Source organism: Streptomyces sp. NPDC028314, from assembly GCF_055565795.1.
In genome coordinates this window covers 25,367-46,457 of sequence record NZ_JBVHTP010000025.1, presented here as the reverse complement: position 1 = coordinate 46,457, position 21,091 = coordinate 25,367, and the positions used below count along the sequence as shown (strand labels likewise).

Here is a 21,091-nt window from a genome sequence, read left to right as displayed (position 1 = left end):
GCACATCCAGCCAATATGAGGTGACCGGTCCGCGATGACCGATTAGTCTCCGGATCATGGTGGACATCCGTGAGGTACCCGAGGCCGAGATCGACCGCGCTCTGGAGCTCGCGTACCTGGTCTTCCACGACCGCCCCGAGAAGGAGGGCCGGGAGCGGCACCACGAGATCCTGGCCCGCTGCGGCCGGATCGGCGCCTACGACGGCGACGCGCTGGTCGGGTTCATGGCCGCGCACGACTTCCGGCTCTCCGTGCCCGGGGCGGACCTCCCGTGCCCCGGCCTCACCTTCGTCTCCGTCGCACCCACCCACCGCCGGCGCGGGGTCCTCACCGCGCTGATGGACGAGCAGCTGCGCAAGGCCGCCGCCGCGGGCAGCCCGCTCGCCGTGCTGTGGGCCTCCGAAGCGGCCATCTACGGGCGCTTCGGCTACGGCAGCGCCACCCAGGGCGTCACGATCGAGATCGACTCCACCCGGCCGCTGGCCCTGCGCATCGAGCCGGACCGGCGTCCGCTGCGGCTGGTCGACCCGGCCGGGGCGGCCGCCCTGATCGGCCCGTACCACGAGGACGCCCGCCGGACCCGGGCCGGCCGCCCGCGCCGCAGTCCCGAGCGCTGGGCGCACGAGTGGCTCTGCGAACAGGACGAGGAGGACGAGGAACTGAGCCCGCCCCGGATCATCGTCTCGGGGGAGCCGGGCGGACCGGTCGCGGGGTACGTGCTCTACCGCACCAAGCCCGAGCAGGACAGCGGCCCGGTCCGCACCCCGGGTCTGGTCCGGGTCGACGAACTGGAGGCCGGCACCCCGGAGGTGGCCGCCGCGCTGTGGCAGTGCGTGGCCTCCCTCGACCTGACCGGCAAGGTCTCCGCCTGGGGCCGCCCGGCCGACGACCCCCTGCTGCACTTCGCCGCCGACCGGGACCAGGTGCGGGTCACCGCCCAGTTCCCGGCGCTCTGGCTGCGCCTGGTCGACGTACGGGCGGCGCTGTCCGCGCGGTCATGGGCCGCGCCGGTGGAGCTGGTGCTGGAGGTGGCCGACGTACGGCTGCCGGCGAACGCCGGGCGCCACCGGCTCAAGGCCTGCCCGGACGGAGCCACGTACGAGCCCTCCCGGGCCGAGCCGGACCTGGTGCTCGACGTACGGGAGCTGGCCGCCTGCTACCTGGGCGGGACCAGGGTGTCCGAACTGGTCGCCGCCGGGCTGGTGGAGGAGCGGTCGCCGGGCGCGGCGGCGGCCCTGGACGGGGCCCTGCGCACCGGGCTGCTGCCGCACACCGCCGACGAGTTCTGAGGCGCCCGACGAGTTCTGTGAGGGCCGGCCAGTTCTGAGGTCCGGCCAGTTCTGAGGTCCGGCCAGTTCCGCGGGGCCGGCCAGGGCGGGGGCGGGCGAGCGGTCCGCCCCCGCCACGGGGTCACCCGGGCAGTGAGATCCGCGCCGCCGACATCCCGAAGCCGTGGCTCCAGACGCCGTCACGCAGTCCGCCGGGTGCCGGATGCAGGTCCTCGTCGCGGTAACGGCGCACGCTCTGGTGCCAGTTGAGGACCGCCACCATCCAGTCCTCCAGCTCCCGCACGTACGCGTCGAGTGACGCGCGCGCCGTCTCGTCGAGGCCGTAGTCCTCGTAGAGCACCGGCAGCTGGTGGTCCCGGATGTGCTCGAACTCCTCGGTGCGCTGCTTCATCAGATCCGCGACGATCTTGAACGCCTGAGGATAGTCGATGTCGAAGAAGTTCTGGGTGACGAGGATGTGGTTGTGCACCTCCCCCTCGATCTCGATCTCCTTCTGGTACGAGAAGAGGTCGTTGGTGATGCACCCGACGTCGGTGGCGGCGCTCTGCAGGGAGCGCATCACCCCGTCCTCGTAGATCTCCGGCGGGACGCCGTCGCCCTCGTGCCCCAGCCGGGCCAGGAACATCGTCATGTAGCTGCCGAAGGTGTAGCGCCGCATCTCCGCGTAGTCGACGGGGTCGGGGATGCGGTTCACGGTCGCGTTGCCGACCTCCCAGACCCAGCTGTCCACCATGCCGACGACGGTCTCGCGGAATTCCGCGCGCACCGGGTCGCTCATGCCGACGACGGTGCGCGCCCACAGGTCCTTCAGGCTCCGCTCCATCGCGGTGACGGGCTCGGGGGCCTGCGTCGGATCGACCGGGATCATGGCGATCAGCCGGTCCGTCGCCGCTCGCGCCGCGCCGGGGGACTTGGCGGTGGCGAAGACCTTCGGGTAGTAGTCGTCCGCGTAGGTGCCCCAGGCCAGCCACTGGGCGCTCAGGCGCAGTTGCTCGACGTTCCCGTCGGGGTCGATGCCGGCCGAGCACAGGGCGAAGTCCATGCCGATGAGCTTGGCCTCGTCCCAGATGTCGGACCCCGGGTCGCCCGGCTGCGGCTCCAGCAGGCCCATCTCCCGGCACCAGCGCACCACTTCGCGGCGGGCGTCGTCCAGGTGCGGGTTCAGGGTGAGCGGGAACGGCATGTAGAAGTCGGGCAGCAGCGAGGGGCCCACCTTCTGGAACGGCACGTGCGTGAAGGAGCGTCGGCGCAGGTCCATGGAGCGGGGGGTGAGCAGCGAGCGCAGGTCGACGGCGGTGGTGCCGAGCCCGGTGGGCATGAAGGGCAGGGTCAGCGGGGTGCCCGCGGCGCGGGCCTGCTCGTTCATGTAGCGGCTGGAGGACATGTGCCATTCGTGGCCGCCGGACTGCCAGTCCTGGAGCCCCTTGGCGTAGGCGAGTACGGCCGCGACCTCGGCGGGGTTCAGGCCGTGCTGGGCGGCGAGCGCGGGGACCTCGGCGAGGGCGGTGTACTCGAACTGCTGGAGCCGGGAGGTCAGCAGGTCGTTCGAGAGGTCGGCGGCCTCCTGGGTGGTGCAGTCCAGGAAGGTCTCCAGTACGAGGATGGCGTTGGAGAGCTCGCCCTCCTGCTCGACCTCGCGCTGGTACGAGAAGATGTCGTTGCGGATGTGGACCGCGTCGGAGAAGGCGTCCCGCAGCACCTCCAGCGGGCGCGCGTGGGCGACCCGGGGCGGGACCTCGGCGGACACGTACTCGATGAGTCCGGCGGACCAGGGCGCGCCGCCGACCTTGCGGCGCATCTCGATGTATTCGAGCGGGTTGGCCACCCGGCCGATGTTGATGTTGTGCAGCTCCCACATCGACTCGTTGAGGAGGTTCTTCGTGGACTCGGAGAACCGTTCCCTCCAGGCCGTCGACATCGCGGGCACGGTCCGCAGCCACAGGTCCTTGAGCCCCGCCTCGACCGGGTTGGCGGGCTCGGGGAAACCGTCGGCGAGGTCCATCGGCATGAAGGCGGCCAGGCCGTCGAGGTACTTCTTGGCGCCCTCGCGGTCCTGGGTGCGCTTGAAGACCTCCAGGAAGTGGTCGTCGAAGAAGAAGACCCACACGTACCAGTCGGTGACCAGGTTGAGCGCCTCGGCATCGCAGTCGGGGTGGGTGTACGAGCACAGCAGGGCGTAGTCGTGCGAGTCGAGGTCGCTCTCCTCCCACACGCCGGAGCCCTCCAGCATCTCGAAGTCGCGGGCCCACTGCTTGGTGTGGGTCCTCGCGGCCTCCAGATGGGGGTTCAGTCGCGCCGGATAGGGCACGTAGAAATCCGGCAGTTGGAACGGCTGTGTCACGGCGGGGTGGGCCTTTCGGTACGAGGGTGCGGGGGGCCCGTGGCTGCGGCCCCCCGCACGAGATCAGCACTGCCCTACCCCTGTTGCCCCTGGGATAAGGGGGAGTTCACTGCTTCAGGTGACGGACGGGTCGTTCCGCGGCGCGGGGACCTGGCGGGGGATAGAAGGGGTGGCCCCGGGGCTCTCCGCGTGCTCGCGGAACTGGTCCGCCTGCATCCGGAACATCGACGCGTACCTCCCCTCCAGGGCCAGCAGCTCCTCGTGGCCGCCCTGTTCGACGAGCCGCCCCTCGTGCAGCACGTAGATGACGTCCGCGAACCGCACCCCGGACATCCGGTGCGTGACCAGCACCACCGCCCGCTGCGGTCCGGCCAGCCCGCGGATGCTGTCGAAGGCGGCGATCTCCGCCTCCGGGTCGAGGGCCGAGGTCGGCTCGTCCACGACGATCACGCGGGCGTCGCGGTAGCGGGTGCGGGCCAGGCCGAATTTCTGCCACTGCCCGCCGGAGAGCTCCGAGGCGCCCCTGAACACCCGCGCGAGCAGGGTCTCGTAGCCGTGCGGCAGCTTGTCGACGATCCGGTCGGCCCCCGCGTACCGGGCGGCGGCGGCCACGGCGGCGGCCCCGTCCACGGCCCGGTCGGGGTCCTCCTCGCCGGGCCTGCCGATGGCGATGTTGGTACGGGCGGTCACCGGCCAGCGCTCGAAGTCCTGGGTGAGCAGCGCGACCCGGTCGAAGACCTGCTCCCGGTCGGCGTCGCGCACCTCCACCCCGTCCCAGGTCAGCGAGCCCGTGTCGGGCAGGTGCAGCCCGGCCAGCAGTTTGACCAGGGTGCTCTTGCCGGAGCCGTTCTCCCCGACCAGGGCGACGACCGTGCCCGCCTCGATGGTCAGCGAGACCCCGGTCAGGGCGGGCTCCGCGCGGTCCGGGTAGCCGAAGCCGACGTCGGTGAGCCGGATCGTGTTGAGCCGCTCGGGCAGCGCCAGCCCGCCGGCCGGGATGGCCCGGCGGGCCGCCGCGGCGACGAACCGCTCCAGGTCCCGTACGTACAGGGACTCCTCGTGCAGGGTGTTGGTGGTGGCGACGAGCGCGCCCAGGCTGGCCGAGCCGGTGCGCACCGCGATCACGGCGGTGCCTGCGACGGCGAGGTCCATCCGGCCGGAGACGATGAGGGCGCCCATCGCCGCGTAGGTGATCAGGGCGGCGGCGCCGGAGAGCGCCGCCGCCAGCAGTTCGGTGGCGGCCTTGTCCCGGGCGAGGCGGGTGGCCTCGACCTCGGCGTGCTCGGCCATGTTGCGGTAGTGGCCCAGCAGGTAGCGGCCGACGCCGTGCACCCGTACCTCGGGGGCCGAGGTGCGGGAGATCAGCAGCTGGCCGATGAGCCGGGCGGCCCGCACGTGCTCCACCCAGGTCATGACCGACAGGTAGCGGCGCTGGGCCACCCGCATCGCGCCCCAGCCCCGCGGCGCGGCGATCAGCAGCAGCATGGGCAGCAGCAGCGGGTGCAGCACAGTCAGCACCCCGGCGGTGGCGACCAGGGAGATCAGCCCGCCGAGGGTGGCCACGCAGGCGCCCACGGTCCGGCGGGCCGAGGGCGGCCCCCACTGGGCGCTGTCCAGGAGCCGCCGGAACTCCCCGTCCTCGATGGCTTCGAGCTCCACCTCGACGGCGGCGTTCAGGTACTGGACCTGCGCGGCCCGTTCGACCTTGGGCTCCAGCCGCCCGGCGGCCGCCGTGGACCGCGAGGCCAGGACGGCGCCCAGTACGGCCACCAGCGCACCGACGGCCAGGGCGGGCAGGGCGTCGTGCAGCCGGTCGGCGGGGCTGCCCGCGCCGAGCAGGGTACGGAGCACCTCGCTCAGCACGAGCAGTCCGACGGCGGAGGTGACCCCCTGCCCGGCCTCGGCGGCGGCGACGGTCAGGAGGGCGGGCCGGTCGGTGTCCCAGGCGAGCCGAAGGGTGCCGCCGACCATCCGGGGCATGGAGCGCAGGGTGGTGATCAGCCGGCTCTCCAGCTGGGCGTACTCGTGGTTCGCCCAGCCCGCGTCGTAGCGCAGGGGCCCGCCGAAGAGCCGCCGTTCGCTCTCGGAGACGGCGGCCTCGGAGGGCGAGGGACGTTTGAGGAGCCTCATGCCGGGCCACCTCCGCCCGGTCGCGGGTCGAACACCACATGAACGTGCACGGATCGCAAGATTCCTCCCGAGGTGCGGTGGCTGCGAGCTGACGCCGGAAGAACGTGGCTGCTCAGAGCGGCGTCACGGGAGGAGGGGAGCGAACGACCGCACACAGTTGCGGGCGGGCGGCCGAGCCCAAGGGGCGGACGGGACAGGGCCCGTGACGCGGCGTTCGAACCACCCGGAGGTGGGGACACCCCCCTTCGAGGGATTGCGCGTCGACCCGCGCGGCGGGAGCGCAGCGGCCGGCCGGCGAGCCGGCGCCGACACGGGTGCGGGCCCCGGCCAGGTCTCCCCGGTCCAGGGCCCGCACGGCGTGGCCCGCCGCAGCGGTGGCGCATCGGCCCGCTCTGCGGCAGCCGCCGCCGCTACTCGGCTTCGGCCTCCAGATTGCCCTCCGTGTCCAGGTACACCTGGCGCAGGGCTTCGAGGATCTGGGCGTCGGGCTTCTCCCACATGCCGCGCGACTCGGCTTCGAGCAGCCGCTCGGCGATGCCGTGCAGCGCCCAGGGGTTGGCCTCCTCCAGGAAGGCGCGGTTCTCCGGGTCCAGGACGTACGTCTCGGTCAGCTTGTCGTACATCCAGTCGGCGACCACGCCCGTCGTGGCGTCGTACCCGAAGAGGTAGTCCACCGTCGCCGCGAGCTCGAAGGCGCCCTTGTAGCCGTGGCGGCGCATCGCCTCGATCCACTTCGGGTTGACCACCCGGGCGCGGAAGACCCGGGAGGTCTCCTCGACCAGCGTGCGCGTCTTGACCGTCTCCGGGCGGGTGGAGTCACCGATGTACGCCTCGGGGGCGGTGCCCCGCAGCGCGCGGACGGTGGCGACCATGCCGCCGTGGTACTGGAAGTAGTCGTCCGAGTCCGCGATGTCGTGCTCGCGCGTGTCGGTGTTCTTCGCGGCGACCGTGATCCGCTTGTACGCCGTCTCCATCTCGGTGCGCGCTGGACGGCCCTCCAGACCGCGGCCGTACGCGTACCCGCCCCACACCGTGTAGACCTCCGCGAGGTCGGCGTCCGTCCGCCAGTCGCGCGAGTCGATCAGCTGGAGGATGCCGGCGCCGTAGGTGCCCGGGCGCGAGCCGAAGATACGGGTCGTCGCGCGCCGCTCGTCACCGTGCTCGGCCAGGTCCGCCTGGGCGTGGGCCCGGACGAAGTTCTGCTCCGCGGGCTCGTCCAGCGAGGCCGCGAGCCGTACCGCGTCGTCCAGCAGGCCGATCACGTGCGGGAACGCGTCCCGGAAGAAGCCCGAGATGCGCAGGGTGACGTCGATGCGCGGGCGGCCCAGCTCCTCCAGCGGGACCGGCTCCAGACCGGTGACGCGGCGCGAGGCCTCGTCCCAGACCGGGCGGACGCCCAGCAGCGCCATGGCCTCCGCCACGTCGTCGCCGGAGGTGCGCATCGCGCTCGTGCCCCACAGCGACAGGCCCACGGACGCGGGCCACTCGCCGTTGTCGGTGCGGTAGCGGCCCAGCAGCGAGTCCGCCAGGGCCTGGCCCGTCTCCCACGCGAGGCGGGAGGGGACGGCCTTCGGGTCGACCGAGTAGAAGTTCCGGCCGGTCGGCAGCACGTTGACCAGGCCGCGCAGCGGGGAGCCGGACGGGCCCGCCGGGACGAAGGAGCCGTCCAGGGCGCTGACCACGTGGGCGATCTCGTCGGTGGTGCCGGCCAGGCGCGGCACGACCTCGCGGGCCGCGAAGTCCAGCACGGCCGCCACGTCCGCCGAGTGCCCGGCGGCGACCTCGGCCACCGCCTCCGGGGCCCAGTCCGCGTCCTCCATCGCCTGCACCAGCGCGCGGGCCGTCTCCTCCGCCTGGTCGGCGGTGGTGCGGGTGGCCGCGGACTCGTCGAGGCCGAGGGCCTCGCGCAGGCCGGGCAGGGCCGTGGTGCCGCCCCAGATCTGGCGGGCGCGCAGGATCGCGAGGACCAGGTTGACCCGGGACGCACCGGTGGGGGCGCCGCCGAGCACGTGCAGACCGTCGCGGATCTGGGCGTCCTTGACCTCGCACAGCCAGCCGTCGACGTGCAGCAGGAAGTCGTCGAAGCCCTCGTCGTCCGGGCGCTCTTCGAGCCCCAGGTCGTGGTGGAGCTTCGCGGCCTGGATGAGCGTCCAGATCTGCGCGCGGATCGCGGGCAGCTTCGCCGGGTCCATCGCGGAGATCTGCGCGTACTCGTCCAGGTGCTGCTCCAGACGGGCGATGTCGCCGTACGACTCCGCGCGGGCCATCGGCGGCACCAGGTGGTCGACCAGGGTGGCGTGCACCCGGCGCTTGGCCTGGGTGCCCTCGCCCGGGTCGTTGACGAGGAACGGGTAGATGAGGGGGAGGTCGCCGAGCGCGGCGTCCGGGGCGCAGGACGCGGACAGGCCCGCGTTCTTGCCCGGCAGCCACTCCAGGTTGCCGTGCTTGCCCAGGTGGATCATCGCGTCGGCGCCGAAGCCGCCGTCCTCGGCGCGGGCCTGGATCCAGCGGTACGCGGCCAGGTAGTGGTGCGAGGGCGGCAGGTCCGGGTCGTGGTAGATCGCGATCGGGTTCTCGCCGAAGCCGCGCGGCGGCTGGATCAGGATGAGCAGGTTCCCGCGGCGCAGCGCCGCCAGGACGATGTCGCCCTCGGGGTTGGCCGAGCGGTCGACGAACATGTTGCCCGGCGCCTCGCCCCAGTGCTCCTCGACCTGCTCGCGCAGCTCCGCGGGAAGCTGCCCGTACCACCGCTTGTAGTCGGCGGCCGGGATGCGGACGGGGTTGCGGGCGAGCTGCTCCTCGGTGAGCCAGTCCTGGTCGTGGCCGCCGGCCTCGATCAGGGCGCGGATCAGCTCGTCGCCGTCACCGGAGACCAGGCCCGGGATCTCCTCGACGGGGCCGAAGTCGTAGCCGCCCGCGATGAGGGTGCGCAGCAGTTCCACGGCGCTTGCGGGGGTGTCGAGGCCGACCGCGTTGCCGATGCGGGAGTGCTTGGTCGGGTAGGCCGACAGGACCAGCGCGATCTTCTTGTCCCGGCGCTCGATGTGCCGCAGCCGGGCGTGGCGTACGGCGATCCCCGCGACCCGCGCGGCCCGCTCGGGGTCCGCCACGTAGGCGGGCAGGCCGTCCTCGTCGAGCTCCTTGAAGGAGAACGGGACGGTGATCAGCCGGCCGTCGAACTCCGGCACCGCGACCTGGGTGGCGGCGTCGAGCGGGGACAGGCCCTCGTCGTTCTCCTCCCAGGCGCTGCGGGAGCCGGTCAGGCACAGGGCCTGGAGGATCGGCACGCCGAGCGCGGCGAGCGCCCCCGCGTCCCAGGACTCGTCGTCGCCGCCGGCCGAGGCCGTCGCGGGGCGGGTGCCGCCCGCCGCGAGGACGGTGGTGACGATGGCGTCCGCGGACTCCAGCTCGGCGATCAGCTCCGGCTCCGGCGTGCGCAGGGAGGAGACGTACAGGGGGACCGCCTGGGCCTCCTGGGCCTCGACGGCCTCGCAGAGGGCGTGCACGAAGCCGGTGTTGCCGCTCATCTGGTGGGCGCGGTAGTAGAGCACCGCGATCCGCGGGCCCTCGGTCCGCTGCGGGGTGCGCTCCAGCGGGCCCCAGGTGGGGGCCGCGGCCGGGGGCTCGAAGCCGTGTCCGGTGAGCAGGACGGTGTCGGAGAGGAACCGCGCCAGCTGGTCCAGGTTGGCCGGGCCGCCGTGCGCGAGGTAGCCGTGTGCCTCGGCGGCGATGCCGATCGGGACGGTCGAGGCCTCCATCAGCTGGGCGTCCGGGGCCTGTTCGCCGGTCAGCACCACGACCGGGCGGTGCTGGCCGGGGGCCAGCAGCAGGTCGAGGCCGTCCTGCCAGGCGCGCAGGCCGCCCAGGAGGCGTACGACGACCAGGTCGGCCCCCTCCAGGAGGCCGGGCAGGTCGTCCAGGGGAAGGCGGGAGGGGTTCGCGAACCGGTATGGGACGGGGCCGTCCGCGGCGCGGGCGCTGAGCAGATCGGTGTCGGACGTCGACAGCAGCAGGATCATGCGGCGGCAGCCTTCCTCGGGGTTTCCGCGCCCCGGGCAGTGAGGACAGCGGGAGTTCCTGACTCACCCCGCCGATCGCTCCGCGGGGTTCACAGTGGCGGGACCGCGCCGGAATCTCACCGGGCTTCCTCCCATGTCGCCGTCCTCGGCGACGGCGGGCCGTTTGGCCTGCCGAAAGGTCATCCTAGGCGGCCGTGGCGCTGCGCTGGCTCGGCGGGGTGGGGTGGGCGGTTGGGCGCGGCGCCGTTGCCGGGGCTCTGCCGTGATGCTGCGCTGGCTCGGGGTGGTGGGTTGCCGGGTGCGGCGCCGTTGCCGGGGCTCTGCCCCGGACCCCGCGCCTCAAACGCCGGCGAGGCTGGAGGTGCCTGGCGGGGTTGGATGTGCCTGGCGGGGTTGGATGTGTCCGGCGGGGGTGGATGTGCCTGGTGGGGCTGGGCGGGGTGGTGACGGACACAGGTCGGGGCGTCGTAATGGTGGGTATGCTCGCGGCCATGCCCACGCCCCCCTCCGACGCATCGCGGGACGAACCCGTCATACGGGACCGTGGCGACGCCTGCCCCGGCGCGCTGCGGCTGCATGCGGCGGACGACGGGTTCCTGGCGCGGGTCCGGATTCCGGCGGGCCTGCTCACGGCCGGCCAGGCGGACGCGCTGGCGCTCGCCGCCGACCGGTTCGGGGACGGGCACCTGGAGCTGACCTCGCGCGGCAACGTCCAGCTCCGCGGGCTCGCGGACGGCTGCGGCGGTGCGCTGGCGGAGCTGCTGGACGCGGCGGGCCTGCTGCCCGCGCCGGGCCACGAGCGGGTACGGAACATCGTGGCGACCCCGCTGTCCGGACTGGAGGGCCCTGCCCGGCCCGACGTGCTGCCCTGGGCCGTGGAGTTCGACCGGCTGCTGTGCGCCGGCTCCCGGGCGACCGCCCTGTCCGGGCGGTTCCTGTTCGCCTTCGACGACGGGCGCGGCGACGTGGCCGCGCTGGGCCCCGACGTGACCGTGCTCGGCAGGCCGGACGGCCGGGCGCTGGTCCGCCTGGGCCGGGCCGCCGACGCCGTGGAGCTGGCGGCGGCGGACGCCCCCCGGGCGGCGCTGCTGGCCGCCGGATACTTCCTCGACACCGCCGAGGCGGCCGGCACCCGCGCCTGGCGGGTGTCCGAACTGCCCCCCGAACACCCCCTGGAGGCGGCGGAGTTCGCCCGGCGGCTCGAAGCCGCCGGGATCGCGGCCGAGCCCTGTGGCGAGGTGGCCTGGCCGTACGCGCCCCCGCCCCGGCCGGGGGGCGCCGGCGGCCGCGCGGCCCTGTGCGTACTGCCGCCGCTGGGACGGCTGAGCTCCGCCCAGTGGCGGGTCCTCGCGGAGGTGGCCGGCGAGGGGCGCGGCGAGCTGCGCGTCACCCCGTGGCGCAGCGTCGTGCTGCCCTCGGCCGATGCCCGGCGGCCGGCCCCCGGCGCGGACCGCATCGAGGGCGCCGGGCTGGTCACCGCCCCGGACAGCCCCTGGGAGACCGTCACCGCCTGTACGGGACGGCCCGGTTGCGCCAAGTCCCTCGCGGACGTGCGCGCCGACGCGCGGGCCGTCGCGGAGCGGGCGCGCGGGCCGCTGCCCGTGCACTGGTCAGGCTGCGAGCGGCGCTGCGGGCATCCGCGCGGCGCCGCCTGGGTGGACCTGGTCGCCACCCCGGCCGGGTACCGGGTCGCCGCACCGGGCCGCCCCGTACGGCAGGACGTACCGGCCACCGAACTTGCACAGGCCCTCGCGGCCGCCCGTCAGACCCCCGAAGCCCCCGAACCGCAGTGAAGAAATGAGCGAGTGCACCGTGTTTGAGTACGAGAAGGACGGCGCGGCCATCTACCGCCAGTCCTTTGCCACGATCCGCGCCGAGGCGGATCTCTCCGGGCTGCCCGCATCGGTCGCCCAGGTCGCGGTGCGCATGATCCACGCCTGCGGGATGACCGACCTGCCCCAGGACCTGGGCTACACCCCGGAGGTCGTACTGCGGGCGCGCGCCGCCCTGGAGGCCGGCGCGCCCGTCCTCTGCGACGTACAGATGGTCGCCAGCGGGGTCACCCGCAAGCGGCTGCCGGCCGGCAACGAGGTCGTCTGCACCCTCTCCGACCCGGCCGTGCCGGAGCTCGCCGCGAAGATGGGCACCACGCGCAGCGCCGCCGCGCTCGAAGTCTGGCGCGACCGGGGCCTGCTGGAGGGCTCGGTGATCGCCGTGGGCAACGCCCCGACCGCGCTGTTCCGGCTGCTGGAGATGATCGAGGAGGGTGCCCCGCGCCCCGCCGCCGTCATCGGCGTCCCCGTCGGCTTCATCGGCGCGGCCGAGTCCAAGGACGCGCTCGCCGCGCACTCCTCGGGGCTCGACCACCTGATCGTCCGGGGCCGGCGCGGCGGCAGCGCGATCGCCGCGGCGGCCGTCAACGCCATTGCGAGCGTGGCCGAATGAGCGCCGAAGCGAGGACTGCGGGCAAGCTCTACGGGGTCGGGCTCGGTCCCGGCGACCCGTCCCTGATGACCCTGCGCGCCGTCGAGGTGATCGCGGAGGCGGACGTCGTCGCGTACCACTCGGCCCGCCACGGCCGCTCCATCGCCCGCTCGATCGCCGCGAAGCACCTGCGCGCGGACCACGTCGAGGAGCCGCTGGTCTACCCGGTCACCACCGAGACCACCGACCACCCCGGCGGCTACCAGGGCGCGATGGAGGAGTTCTACGAGGCCTCCGCCGCCCGCCTGGCCGCACACCTGGACGCCGGCCGGACCGTGGCCGTGCTCGCGGAGGGCGACCCGCTCTTCTACGGCTCGTACATGCACATGCACAAGCGGCTCGCGGACCGCTACGAGGCCGAGGTGATCCCCGGCGTGACCTCGGTGAGCGCCGCCGCCGCCCGCCTCGGCACCCCGCTGGTGGAGGGCGAGGAGGTCCTGACCATCCTGCCCGGCACCCTGCCGGAGGAGGAGCTCACCGCCCGGCTCGCCGCCACCGACTCGGCGGTCGTGATGAAGCTCGGCCGCACCTTCCCCGCCGTGCGCCGGGCCATGGACAACAGCGGGCGGCTGGCCGAGGCCCGCTACGTCGAGCGCGCCACCATGGAGGGGGAGCGCACCGGGGACCTCGCCGACACCGACCCCGACAGCGTGCCGTACTTCGCGGTCGCCGTGGTGCCCAGCCGGATCGGCAACCCGGGCAGCGTGCCGTCCGGCCCCGGCGAGGTCGCGGTCGTCGGCACCGGACCGGCCGGGCCGCTGTGGCTCACCCCCCAGACCCGGCGGGCGCTGGCCGACGCGGAGGTGCTGGTCGGCTACACCACCTACCTGGACCGGGTTCCGGTGAAGCCGGGCCAGATCAGGCACGGCTCCGACAACAAGGTGGAGTCGGAGCGCGCCGAGTTCGCCCTGGACCTGGCCCGGCGCGGCAAGCGGGTCGTGGTGGTCTCCGGCGGTGACCCCGGGGTCTTCGCGATGGCCACGGCCGTGCTGGAGGTCGCGGGGCAGGACGAGTACAAGGACGTGCCCGTACGGGTCCTGCCGGGGGTGACCGCGGCCAATGCGGCGGCCGCCGCGGCCGGCGCCCCGCTGGGCCACGACTACGCCACCGTCTCCCTGTCCGACCGGCTCAAGCCCTGGGAGGTCATCGCGGAGCGGCTGCGCGCCGCCGCCGCGGCCGATCTGGTGCTCGCGCTGTACAACCCGGGCTCGCGCAGCCGGACCTGGCAGGTGGCGCAGGCCCGGGAGCTGCTGCTGGAACTGCGCTCCCCGCAGACCCCGGTGGTCGTCGCGCGGGACGTGGGCGGCCCGGAGCAGTCGGTGCGGATCGTCACGCTGGCCGAACTGGAGCCCGCCGAGGTCGACATGCGCACGATCCTGCTGATCGGTTCCTCGCAGACCCAGGTCACGGAGCGGGCCGACGGTTCGAGGGTGACGTGGACTCCGCGCCGCTACCCGTGAGCCGCTGAGCGGGCGCCGGACCCCGGGGGCGGTCACCGTCCCCGGGTCCGGCCGCAGCCGGCGGCGGTCACCGCCCCGGGGGCCGGCCGCAGCCGCTCAACCCGCGCAGCCCGCCAGGTCGTCCGCGCAGCCCTGGACGCCCTTGGGGTCGAGCGTGAGGAGCTGCCACGCGATCACCCCGGCCGGCGGCGAGTCGCCCTTGGGCGGGGCCTCTATGTGCGCCGACAGCGCGGGCCCCGCCGGGACGTTGAGCCGGGTCACGTCACCGGGCGCGCAGCTCAGCTCGAACGACCGGTCTCCGGCCGCCCCGTCGCGGGCCAGCACCAGCGTGATCCGCGGGCTCTCCTCGCTGTCGCAGGCGATGTCGAAGCGGTACGGCCGCTCCCCGCCCAGCTCGAAGGTCTTCTCCAGGCCCGCCGCGAGGAACCCGGTGCCGCGGCCGGTCACCCGTGCCTCGGCGTCGTCGCCGCTCTTCCCCACCGCCTCGTCCGCGCGCTGCAGGGCCGCGTCGGGGTCCCATCCTCTGGGTGTCGACTTCTCCCCGCATCCGGTGACGAGTGTCGCGGCGGTGAGGATCAGGGCGAGTGAGGAGTGGCGTATCCGCATGGCCTCAGCCTAAGGCTTGCGGGGGACCTCCAGCTCAGCCCCGGGAGGCGTCCAGCCAGCGGCGGACCGCTTCGACGGAGCCGGCCTCCGGCACCGACTCCGGAACCGGCGGCCGCCGTACGACGAGCACCGAAATGCCCGCTTCACGGGCCGCGGTGAGCTTGGGGGCGGTGGCGCTGCCGCCGCTGTCCTTGGTCACCAGTACCTCGATCCGGTGCCGGGACAGCAGCTCCCGCTCGTCGTCGAGGGTGAACGGGCCCCGGGCGAGCAGGACTTCGAGCCGCGGCGGCATCTCCCCGGCCGGGGGATCCACCGAACGCACCAGGAACCAGGGCTCGGTGAGGTGCGCGAAGCTGTGCAGGCCCATCCGGCCGGTCGTCAGGAAGACCCGGCCGCCCATGCCCGGCAGCAGCGCGGCCGCGTCGTCGAGGGAGTCCGCGAAGGTCCAGCGGTCACCGGGTCCGGGCGTCCAGCCGGGCCGGCGCAGTGCCAGCAGCGGGACGCCGGTGAGGGCCTCGGCTTCGGAGGCGTGGAAGCTCATCCGTTCGGCGAAGGGGTGGGTGGCGTCCACGACGTGCGTGACATTGTGGACGATGATCCAGGTCGCGAGCCCCACGATGCCACCGAAGCCGCCGATCCGGATCTCGCCCGGCGGCAGCACCGGTGCGGTGACCCGGCCGGCCAGGGAGGTCGTCACCCGGTACGGGGAGTGCTCCAGCGCCTCCGCGAGGCGGCGGGCCTCGGTGGTGCCGCCCAGGATCAGGACGTGCCCGGCGGCCCCGGCCGGGGCCGCCCGCGGGTCCCGGTCAGCAGGCATGCCGGTCGCGCTCGGCCGAGTACAGGTGGCTGTCGCGGAACTGCTCCGCGCCCAGCGTGCGCCCGACCAGGATCACCGCGGTGCGCACCAGCCCCGCCGCCTTCACCTGGCCGGCGATGTCGGCCAGGGTGCCGCGCAGGATCAGCTCGTCGGGACGGCTGGCCATCGCCACCACCGCCACCGGGCAGTCGGCCCCGTAGTGCGGCAGCAGTTCCCCGACGACCCGGTCCGCGTAGCGGGTGGCCAGGTGCAGCACCAGCAGCGCACCGCTGCGGCCGAGCGTGGTGAGGTCCTCGCCGGGCGGCATCGGCGTGGCCTGCTGGGCGATCCGGGTCAGGATGACGGTCTGGCCGACGGTGGGCACGGTCAGCTCCCGCTTCAGCGCGGCGGCCGCCGCGGCGAAGGCCGGGACGCCCGGGACCACTTCGTAGGGGATGCCGGCCGCGTCGAGGCGCCGCATCTGCTCGGCGACGGCGCTGAAGATGGAGGGGTCGCCGGAGTGCAGGCGGGCCACGTCCTGGCCCGCCTCGTGGGCCCGTACGAACTCCGCGACGATCTCGTCCAGGTTCAGCTGCGAGGTGTCGACCAGGCGGGCGTCCGCCGGGCACTCGGCCAGCAGCTCTTGGGGGACCAGGCTGCCCGCGTACAGGCAGACGGGGGCGGCGGCCAGCGTCCGGGCGCCGCGCACGGTGATCAGGTCGGCGGCGCCGGGGCCCGCCCCGATGAAGTACACGGTCATGTCTGGTCCTTCTCGTTCTCGTTCTCGTGCGTCTCGTGCGTCTCGTGCGTCTCGTGCGGGGTCGTCCGCGGCTCGTCCGCCGCCGGGCAGGGCTTGGTCACCGACCACTGGGTGACCGCCATCGCCTGCCGCCAGCCGGTGAAACCGCCGACCGGCACCGCGTGCGCGACGGCCAGTTTCACCAGTTCTCCGCCGTGCCGGCGGTAGCGGTCGGCGAGCACCGCCTCGGACTCCAGGGTGACCGTGTTGACCACCAGCCGGCCCCCAGGCGCAAGCGCGGCCCAGGCCGCGTCGAGCAGGCCCGGCGCGGTCAGGCCGCCGCCGATGAACACCGCGTCGGGGGCGGGCAGCCCGGCCAGCGCCTCGGGCGCCGCACCGGTGATCACGCGCAGGCCGGGGACGCCGAGCGCCGCCGCGTTGCGCGTGATGCGCGCCGCCCGCACGGGAACGCGCTCCACGGCCACGGCCCGGCAGGAGGGGTGCGTACGCATCCACTCGATGCCGATGGAGCCGGAGCCGCCGCCGATGTCCCACAGCAGTTCGCCGGGTGCGGGCGCCAGCGCGCACAGGGTCGCCGCGCGCACGTGCCGCTTGGTGAGCTGGCCGTCGTGCTCGTACGCGGTGTCGGGCAGGCCGGGGGTGGCGCCGAGCCGGGGCGCCGGGGCGGCCGGGTCCCGGCGGCACTCGACGGCCACCACGTTCAGGGGGTCGCCCGGCCCGTGCTCCCAGCCGTCCGCGTGGCCCTCGTACGAGTCCTCGTGCTCGGAGCCGAGCTGTTCCAGCACCCGCATCCGGCTCGGGCCGAAGCCCCGCTCCCGGAGCAGGGCCGCGATCTGGGCCGGCGAGCCGGCGCCCGCGCTGAGCACCAGGACCCGGCGCCCCTCGTACAGCGAGGCCGCGAGCCGGGCCACCGGGCGGCCGACGACGGTGACCACCTCGGTGTCCTCCACGGGCCAGCCCAGGCGGGCGCAGGCGTACGACACGGAGGAGGGGTGCGGGTGGACCAGCAGGGCGTCCGGGCCGAGCTCCTCGGTGAGGGCGCGGCCGATCCCGTAGAACATGGGGTCGCCGCTGGCCAGCACCGAGATCCTGCGGCCCGCGTGCTCGGCCATCAGCTTCGGTACGGCCGGGCGCAGCGGGCTCGGCCAGGCCACCCGTTCGCCGGGGCAGTCGGCCGCCGGCAGCAGGTCCAGCTGCCGGGGCCCGCCGATCAGCACCTCGGCCGAGGTGAGCGCGGACCGCGCGGCGGCGGTGAGCCCGGCCCAGCCGTCGGCGCCGAGGCCGACGACCGTCACGGGGACGGGGGGTGCTGCGGAGCTCACTGCGCGAAACCTCGGGGAAGGGAAGGGAAGGGGAAGGCAAGCGGATGGACCCGCAGCCTACTGGCCCGGGCCCGGCCCGGGCCCCCGGGGTGATCAGCCCCACGTCCGCCCGCGCCGGGCGCCCCGGTGTGAGCCCGTCCGCCCCCGGGACGCCTCCGGGCGCCCCGGACGGACCCTGACCCGGTCGCCCGGGCCGCCGGAGACTCGGCGGCATGGACGACGACGCTACGGACAACCACCCAGAAGCCGAGCACGCGGTGGTCCTCGGTGCCGGCCTGGCCGGGCTGCTGGCGGCGCGGGTGCTCGCGGACCGCTTCCCGCGCGTGACGCTGGTCGAGCGGGACGAACTGCCGACGGACGGGCCGGCGTTCCGGCCCGGGGTACCCCAGTCCCGGCACGTGCACGGGCTCTGGGCGCGCGGGCTGGAGCTGATCGAGGGGATGCTGCCCGGGATGACCGGGAAGCTGCTGGCCGCCGGGGCCGCGGTGCTGGAGCCGCCGCGCGACTTCCTCTGGCTGAGCCCCGCCGACTGGTTCGGGCCCCTGCCCGGCGCCAGCATGCTCATGGCCGGGCGGGAACTGTTCGAATGGACGGTCCGCACGGAGGTGCTGCGGGACGAGCGGATCCGGATCCAGGACGGCCGGCTCGCCACCGGGCTCGTCGCGGGACCGGACGGCCGCTCGGTGGCCGGGGTGCGGTTCCGCGAGGGCGAGCCGCTGGCCGCGCGCTTCGTGGTCGACGCCACCGGACGGACCTCCAAGGCCCCGGCCTGGCTCGCGGCCCTCGGCTACCCGGCCCCCGAGACCACCCGCTACGACTCCCACCTCGGCTACTCCAGCCGCTACTTCGCGGCCCCGCAGGACCCGGGCCGGGGCTGGCGGGCCCTGTACGTCCAGGGCCGCCCGGAGACCCCGCGCGGGGGAGTGCTGGTGCCGCTGGACGGGGGCCGCTGGCTGGTCACCCTGATCGGCAACGGCAAGGACGCCCCGCCCACCGGGGGCGGCGAGTTCCTGGAGTTCGCCCGGAGCCTGCGCAGCCCCGCCCTGTACGAGGCCATCCGCGACGCGACCCCGCTCTCGGACCCCACCGCCTTCCGGGGCACCGCCAACGAATGGCGCCACTACGAGCGGCTGGAGCGCAGGCCCGACGGCTTCGTGGTGGTCGGCGACGCGGCCTGCCGCTACAACCCGGTCTACGGGCACGGCATGACGGTCGCCGCGCACTGCGCGGACCTCCTGCGCGAGGCCCTGCGCGGGCTGGACCCCGCGCAGATCCCGGCCGCCGCCGGGCGGATCCAGCGCCGGACCGCCACCGCGTCCGGCGTGGCCTGGCAGATCGCCACGAGCGAGGACATGCGCTATCCGGGGACCGAGGGTCCGCCGCCCGACCGGGCGACCCGGATCCTCCAGCGCTACATGTCCCGGGTGATGGCCGGGGCCAACAGCGACCCGGTGCTCTCGCGGCAGCTGTTCGGGGTGCTCTCGCTGAGCACCCCGCCGAACGCGCTGCTCAGCCCCGGGACGGTGATCCGGGTGCTGGCCAAGTGGCGGCTGCCGGCGGTCCCGGTCACGGCCGACTACCCGGCGCACCACCGCGCGTCGGCCGCGGGGGCCGGGCGGCCCTGACCCGGCAGGACCCCGCTCAGGGCGAGCCGGTCGCACGCTCGTACAGGGCGCGCGTGCTGTCGTCGAACCAGCTGCTGTACGAGGTCTGCTCGTCGCCGCCGCCGTCGCGGCCGCCGATCACTCCGATCAGGGTGTGCCCGTCGGTCAGTACGGGACCGCCGCTGGTCCCGTTGGGTACGCCCGCGCAGTCCAGCCGCAGCTGCGCGGGCCCCTCGGCGCGGGCGGTGTTGTAGCAGTCCAGGGGCTGTTCGGCGTCGTTCGGGTAGCCCACCACCCGTGCGGGCGCGGGCAGTTCGGGCCGGAACCGGATCGTCTGCGCGCCGGTGACGTCCTCCAGCCGCTCGCCCGGATGGCCCGGCCGGCGCACCCGTACGAACGCCACGTCGTGGTCGGGGTCGGCGGACTCCGTCCAGCGGGGGTCCACGTCGATGCGGGTGGGCACCCAGACGCCGTACGGGGCCGCGCCGTCCCGGTAGCCGGGGACGAAGGCGAGGTTGGTGCGGAAGCCGCTCTGGTACACGCAGTGGGCGGCGGTGGCGATGAGGTCCCCGTCGGGGGAGTGCACGACGGCGGCCGAGCAGTGGTGGTCGGGGTCCCAGTCGGTACCGGGGGAGAACAGCGCCCCTATCGCGGGCTCCGGGGCGGCCGTCCGGGCCTCCAGGGGCGAGGAGGGCTGCCAGCCGCCGGCCCGCCACCGCACCGGATCCGGGGACCCGGCCGCGCCGGGGCCCGCCGAGGACCCCGTGAACGCCCGGGAGTCGGCCGGCGGGTCCTCGGTCTCGGCCACGATGCCGTCCAGCACGTCCGAGGCCGTCCGGTCCGCGCGCTCCGGGTCCTGGAGGTAGCTGCCCTGCGCGGGATCCCCGTCCGCGAGGTGCCCGGCGACCGCGCGCAGCTCGCCCACGAGCCAGGAACCGCCGCCCACCAGGGCGAGGCAGATTCCGAGCAGCACGGATATGCGTACCGCCCTGTCCCTCACCGTGCCGACCATATGGTGCTCCCACCCCCGAGGATCATCCGACGTTCCGTCCGATGGGTGTGAAGGCGACACAGGTTCCGGAATGGGAATGTGTCGGTCCTCACAGCCCGCCCGCGGCCTGCCGCGCGTCATCCGCCGTCCTTCCGTACGCCATTCAACTCCCCTACTCTCCAGGCGACTTGAGCGACAGTGGAGCGACGGGAGCCAAAAGCATGAGATTGCGGAATCGGATGGCGGGCGCGGTCCTGGCCGGTCTGGTCACGATGGGGCTCGCCGTGGGGACGGCCGCTCCGGCCGGCGCCGGGGAACCCTCCTACGCGGGATCCACCGGCGTCGGTGTCCACAACGCGTACGAGAAGGCGAAGTACCCGTACTTCGCGGACGCGCTGGACTCCGGCGCCGCGATGCTCGAACTCGACGTGTGGACGAACTTCTTCGGCAGTTCCTGGCGGGTGTCGCACGACAACCCCTTCGGCAACGCCAACAACTGCGAGAACGCCGCCACCCCCGCCCAGCTGCGCACCAAGCCCCGAGACCAGAACCTCGCGGGCTGCCTCTCCGACATCCGCGCCTGGCACGACGCGCACCCCGGCCACCGCCCGGTCGTCCTGAAGCTGGAGCTCAAGGACGGCTTCGCCGCCAACCTCGGGCGCGGGCCGGCGGAGCTCGACGCGCTGCTCACCTCGAAGCTCGGGGACGCCGTCTACCGGCCCGGCCAGCTGGCCGCCGGCCACCCCGACCTGGACGCCGCGGCCCGCGCCGGCGCCTGGCCGAGCCGGTCGGCCATGGCGGGCAGGTTCCTGGTGGAACTGATACCGGGCACCGTGGAGGAGGGCAACGGCGCGGACACCCTCTGGACGGACCGCGAGTACGCCACCCACCTGCGCACCCTCGCCGCCTCGGGCCGCCTCGGCCAGGCCGCCGCCTTCCCGGCCGTGCACCGGGCCGAGGCGGGCGATCCGCGGGGCCGGTACGCCGACGCCTCGCTCCGCCCCTGGTTCGTGGTCTTCGACGGGGACGCGAGCGCGTACGCCGGGGGCTCCATCGACACCGGCTGGTACGACCGCAACCACTACCTGCTGATCGCCACCGACGCCCACAACGTCGCCCCGGCCATCGACGCCGTCCGCCCGACCGAGGCCCAGGCCCGCGAACGCCTCGCGCTGATGGCCTCCCGCCACGCGTCGATCGCCTCCGCCGACTGGTATCCGCTGCCCCAGGTCCTCGGCACGGTCGTACCGCGCGGATGACCCGAGTACCCTTGTTGCGAACGATTCGCA

At 74.4% G+C, this 21,091-nt stretch carries 14 protein-coding genes and 1 riboswitch; of the genes, 6 read left to right on the top strand and 8 right to left on the bottom strand.

Features of this window, described 5'->3' with window-relative positions:
- Positions 1-56 precede the first annotated feature (56 nt).
- Positions 57-1,289, top strand: a complete 1,233-nt coding sequence (locus ACZ4TG_RS37230; RefSeq protein WP_468172562.1) for a GNAT family N-acetyltransferase — start codon at positions 57-59, stop codon at positions 1,287-1,289.
- Positions 1,290-1,410: 121 nt separating this feature from the next.
- Here ACZ4TG_RS37230 and ACZ4TG_RS37225 read toward each other — a convergent pair whose 3' ends face one another.
- The 3 genes from ACZ4TG_RS37225 to cobN form a co-directional block, all read right to left on the bottom strand.
- Positions 1,411-3,630, bottom strand: coding sequence for a terpene synthase family protein (locus ACZ4TG_RS37225; RefSeq protein WP_468172559.1), 2,220 nt, complete (start codon positions 3,628-3,630; stop codon positions 1,411-1,413).
- A 114-nt stretch (positions 3,631-3,744) separates the two neighbouring features.
- Positions 3,745-5,760 carry an ATP-binding cassette domain-containing protein gene (locus tag ACZ4TG_RS37220; RefSeq protein ID WP_468172556.1) on the bottom strand — a complete coding sequence of 672 codons (2,016 nt, stop codon included), beginning with the start codon at positions 5,758-5,760 and terminating at the stop codon, positions 3,745-3,747.
- 410 nt (positions 5,761-6,170) lie between these two features.
- On the bottom strand, positions 6,171-9,779 hold the full coding sequence (gene cobN / locus ACZ4TG_RS37215) for a cobaltochelatase subunit CobN (protein WP_468172553.1): 3,609 nt from the start codon (positions 9,777-9,779) through the stop codon (positions 6,171-6,173).
- Between the two features lie 39 nt (positions 9,780-9,818).
- Positions 9,819-9,945, bottom strand: a riboswitch (cobalamin riboswitch).
- A gap of 325 nt (positions 9,946-10,270) precedes the next feature.
- Here cobN and cobG point away from each other — a divergent pair.
- From cobG to ACZ4TG_RS37200, 3 genes are read left to right on the top strand one after another with little or no spacing between them, the layout of a single operon-like run.
- Complete coding sequence (gene cobG, locus ACZ4TG_RS37210; protein ID WP_468172550.1) at positions 10,271-11,572, top strand: precorrin-3B synthase; 1,302 nt, start codon at positions 10,271-10,273, stop codon at positions 11,570-11,572.
- A 19-nt stretch (positions 11,573-11,591) separates the two neighbouring features.
- Positions 11,592-12,224 (top strand): precorrin-8X methylmutase, encoded by a 633-nt coding sequence (locus ACZ4TG_RS37205; RefSeq protein WP_468172547.1) that lies wholly within the window; start codon positions 11,592-11,594, stop codon positions 12,222-12,224.
- On the top strand, positions 12,221-13,723 hold the full coding sequence (locus ACZ4TG_RS37200) for a precorrin-2 C(20)-methyltransferase (protein ID WP_468172544.1): 1,503 nt from the start codon (positions 12,221-12,223) through the stop codon (positions 13,721-13,723). The genes ACZ4TG_RS37205 and ACZ4TG_RS37200 overlap by 4 nt, the downstream gene beginning before the upstream one ends.
- 96 nt (positions 13,724-13,819) lie before the next feature.
- On the opposite strand, the gene ACZ4TG_RS37195 is transcribed toward ACZ4TG_RS37200, so the two are convergent.
- From ACZ4TG_RS37195 to cbiE, 4 genes are read right to left on the bottom strand one after another with little or no spacing between them, the layout of a single operon-like run.
- The gene (locus tag ACZ4TG_RS37195; RefSeq protein ID WP_468172541.1) at positions 13,820-14,329 is read right to left on the bottom strand and encodes a hypothetical protein; all 510 of its coding nucleotides are present in this window, start codon (positions 14,327-14,329) and stop codon (positions 13,820-13,822) included.
- A gap of 34 nt (positions 14,330-14,363) precedes the next feature.
- Complete coding sequence (locus tag ACZ4TG_RS37190) at positions 14,364-15,146, bottom strand: cobalt-precorrin-6A reductase (protein WP_468172538.1); 783 nt, start codon at positions 15,144-15,146, stop codon at positions 14,364-14,366.
- Positions 15,136-15,885 carry a precorrin-4 C(11)-methyltransferase gene (gene cobM, locus ACZ4TG_RS37185; protein ID WP_468172535.1) on the bottom strand — a complete coding sequence of 250 codons (750 nt, stop codon included), beginning with the start codon at positions 15,883-15,885 and terminating at the stop codon, positions 15,136-15,138. The genes ACZ4TG_RS37190 and cobM overlap by 11 nt, the downstream gene beginning before the upstream one ends.
- Positions 15,882-17,207: a precorrin-6y C5,15-methyltransferase (decarboxylating) subunit CbiE gene (gene cbiE, locus ACZ4TG_RS37180; RefSeq protein ID WP_468172532.1), complete on the bottom strand. Its 1,326-nt coding sequence runs from the start codon at positions 17,205-17,207 to the stop codon at positions 15,882-15,884. The genes cobM and cbiE overlap by 4 nt, the downstream gene beginning before the upstream one ends.
- 212 nt (positions 17,208-17,419) lie before the next feature.
- Between cbiE and ACZ4TG_RS37175 the strand changes: the two genes are divergently transcribed.
- Complete coding sequence (locus ACZ4TG_RS37175; RefSeq protein ID WP_468172529.1) at positions 17,420-18,832, top strand: NAD(P)/FAD-dependent oxidoreductase; 1,413 nt, start codon at positions 17,420-17,422, stop codon at positions 18,830-18,832.
- A gap of 16 nt (positions 18,833-18,848) precedes the next feature.
- Here the strand turns inward: ACZ4TG_RS37175 and ACZ4TG_RS37170 are convergent, their stop codons facing one another.
- Positions 18,849-19,811 (bottom strand): trypsin-like serine peptidase, encoded by a 963-nt coding sequence (locus tag ACZ4TG_RS37170; RefSeq protein ID WP_468172526.1) that lies wholly within the window; start codon positions 19,809-19,811, stop codon positions 18,849-18,851.
- A 230-nt stretch (positions 19,812-20,041) separates the two neighbouring features.
- Here ACZ4TG_RS37170 and ACZ4TG_RS37165 point away from each other — a divergent pair, with 230 nt between their 5' ends.
- Positions 20,042-21,061 (top strand): phosphatidylinositol-specific phospholipase C domain-containing protein, encoded by a 1,020-nt coding sequence (locus ACZ4TG_RS37165; RefSeq protein WP_468172611.1) that lies wholly within the window; start codon positions 20,042-20,044, stop codon positions 21,059-21,061.
- Positions 21,062-21,091 lie beyond the last annotated feature (30 nt).